This window comes from Sphingomonas sp. FUKUSWIS1 (genome assembly GCF_000733135.1).
GTDB lineage: Bacteria > Pseudomonadota > Alphaproteobacteria > Sphingomonadales > Sphingomonadaceae > Sphingomonas > Sphingomonas aerolata.
In genome coordinates this window covers 1-1,997 of record NZ_JPJC01000215.1, presented here as the reverse complement: position 1 = coordinate 1,997, position 1,997 = coordinate 1, and the positions used below count along the sequence as shown (strand labels likewise).

At 70.9% G+C, this 1,997-nt stretch carries 2 protein-coding genes; both read right to left on the bottom strand.

The features are described 5' to 3' along the window. Positions 1 to 621, bottom strand: a 621-nt coding sequence (locus sphsw_RS13065; RefSeq protein ID WP_042467254.1) for a carotenoid 1,2-hydratase, incomplete at its 3' end; no start/stop codon positions are given. Then, positions 621 to 1,997 (bottom strand): ABC transporter permease (locus sphsw_RS13060; protein ID WP_031440987.1); only part of this gene is annotated, 1,377 nt, incomplete at its 5' end. The genes sphsw_RS13060 and sphsw_RS13065, both read right to left, overlap by 1 nt.

Genomic DNA, 1,997 nt, shown 5'->3' with positions numbered 1-1,997 from the left:
CTGTCCGGTAACGCGTTGCGGTGTGCCGTTCCGCACCAGCTGCCCCGCCACCGCGAGATGCGGGATCGGGTAATAATAGCTCGCCTGTTCGGGCCGCGGACCCTTCTGGCTGTACCCCGCGTTCCCCTGGAGCAGGGGCGGCTGGCGCGGTGTCAGCGTCAGCGTCAGCGCGAAATCGCCGGTGGTAACGGTGGTCGTGAACCGGCCGTCGGGTCGCCTGCGGATATGCCAGTCCTTGAGTGTGACGTCGGTATCGCCGATGCGTGCCTGGGCCAGGCCGAACCCCGCCCGTGCCGCCCGCTCCCCGTGCAGAAGATGGCCGAGCTTCGGGTCGGAGAGCGCTGCGTGCGCGAACAGGATCTGCTTGGGGGCAAAGCGGCTGGGGTTCGCCGCGTCGGTGCCCGGGGTGGTCCGGAAGAAGGTGATCTGGAAGCCGAGGTTGCGACCCTCCTGCGTCTTCAGCAGACCGGTGACATACCACCATTCGGTGCGGAAGGCCGGATGCGCGCCGTGTTCGCGCGGGAAGGTGAAGGAGGCGCCGGGACGGACGACGGGATAGCCGGTCGCGGCCGGCGTCGCGGCGGTCAGCGCCAGCGCTGCAAACGTAAACACGGGGCGCATCACCAGTCCTCCCTGACCATGCGGACCGCATCGGCGGCGATCGCGCGCCGGCCGGCAAGCACCGCGGTACCCGCCGCCGCAACGATCAGCGCAAGTGCTACTCCGCCGACGCTACCCCAGGGTATGCGCGTTGCCATCGTCCAGTTGAACGACTGCGGATTGATCACATGGACAAGCACCTGTGCCATCACCCCACCGAGCGTGATCCCGGCAATGCCGCCGACGAGACCGAGCAACGCCCCCTCGGTCGCCAGCATCGCGACGATCTGCCGCTTTGCGACGCCGATATGGCGGAGCATCCCGAATTCGCGTGTGCGGGCGATCGTCTGCGCGGACATGGTCGCGGCGACGCCGGCCAGCCCGACAAGGATCGCGACCCCCTCGAGCAGATAGGTGACGGCGAAACTGCGATCGAAGAGTTCGAGGGCATAGCGGCGCAGGGTGGCCGGGCGCGCGATCGAGACGAGGCCGGCGAGCGCCGGGGGCGCCGCCGCGGTCAGCGCGCGCTCGACGGTGCGGGGATCCGCGCCGCGGGCAAGCGTGATCGCCGCCTCGGTCCGCGTGCGGTCGCCGGTGGCGCGCGTATAGTCGGTGTCGCGGACGATGATCGCGCCCTGCTGGCGGGCATAGTCGCGCCAGATCCCTGCGACGACGTACCGGCCCGCGATCGGCAACGTGACGCTGTCGCCGACCGACCAGCCATAGAGCCGCGCTGCGGGTTCCGAAATCCAGATCGGCGCGGTGTCGGCGGGGCGGGCGCGTCCGCTTTCGAGGAGTACGAGGCTCGGGTCGGGGCCATCGGTTTCAACCGGACGTGCGATCAGCGAGACGGGTGGCCGGTCCGCCGCGAGCGTCAGCGGGATCTGCCGGCTATACGCGATCGCTGCGATGCCGGGCACTGTGCGCAACCGGGCCTGCGCCGTGGGATCGAGCCCGGTGCCACCCTCGACCCGGAGATAAAGATCGTCCGAAAGGACCTGACCCAGCCATTCATCGACCGCGCCGCGAAAGCTGGTGACCATCACCGCCATCGCGATCATCAGCGCGGTGCTCGCGACGATCCCGCACAGCGCGGTGGCGGCCTGGGCGGGGGCACCGTGGAGGTGGCGGATGGCGAGGTCGACGGGGACGGACCGCCCGGAACCGCGGCTGAGCGGCGCGAGCAGCGTGCGCGCGAGCCAGGGCATGCCGGCGATGCCGCCTGCCAGGATCAGCGCCATGCTCGCAAACCCGAACAGGGGCAGGCCGCCGATCGCCGGGAGCAGCGCCGCGCCACCGCCGAGCAGCATCAGGATGGCGGCGGGGCGGACGGGCATGGGAGTCCGGGGGTCGATCACGTCGCCGGCGTTGCGCAGCGCCGCGGCGGGGGCGGCCCG